This is a genomic window from Streptomyces sp. 13-12-16 (genome assembly GCF_002114215.1).
In the GTDB taxonomy this organism is placed as follows: Bacteria; Actinomycetota; Actinomycetes; order Streptomycetales; family Streptomycetaceae; genus Streptomyces.
In genome coordinates, this window is sequence record NZ_NCTE01001177.1 from 1 (window position 1) to 807 (window position 807).

The following is an 807-nucleotide window of genomic DNA, read 5'->3' on the forward strand; positions in this document are numbered from 1 at the left end:
GGCGCCGCCGGACGGGAGTCGTCGGTCGGCGCCGGCTCCGTCGTGGGCCCGGCCGCCAGGGCGGCGGCCACGACGACCGCCGCCGCGCCCACGGCCATCGCGCGGGACCGGACCCGCCTGTGCTGTGGGGCCATTGGCTGCTCCTCTTCTCATTCACGTCCGCCTTCTGCCTGAATTACCCGACCTTGACGAACAGTCATATGAATTCAGGCACAAGACATACGACGGTGCCAATGTCACTGCGGCTTTCGAGTGCCGGGCTCGCCCGTGCGGGTGAGCCTGCACCAGAAGAAAGTGAGTATTCGTGTCGCTGCTCGACACCCGTGTCCCCGCCGTACTGCTGCGGACCGACCGGAATCCCTTTCACCACGGAACACTGGGGGCCGTACGGTCGCTCGGCAGGGCGGGAGTGGAGGTGCACGTCGTCGCCGATTCCACGGGAAGTCCCGTTCGCCGCTCGCGTTATGTCCACCACATGCATTCCCCGCCGCCACCGGAGGCATCCGCGCGGCAGATCCTCGCCGTGCTGCGCCGGGTGGCCGGCCGGGTGGGGCGCCCGGCCGTACTGATCCCGCTGGACGACGCCACCGCGATCGCCGCGGGCAGGCTGCGGGACGACCTCGCGCCCTCCTACCTGCTGCCCGAGATGCCGGCCACGCTGCCCGAACGCGTCGCCGACAAGGCGGAACTGGCCGCCGTGTGCGCCGCCGCGGACGTTCCGCACCCGCTCACGCTCGTCCCGGACAGCCCGCGGCGGGCCGCCGACGACGCCCAGCGGCTCGGGCTGCCGCTGGTCGCGAAGTGGAG

General features: G+C 71.6%; 1 pseudogene. It reads left to right on the forward strand.

Going from position 1 to position 807, the window contains the following annotated elements:
* Positions 1-304: 304 nt before the first annotated feature.
* Positions 305-807: pseudogene (locus B7767_RS37055) on the forward strand (ATP-grasp domain-containing protein); the annotation flags it as partial.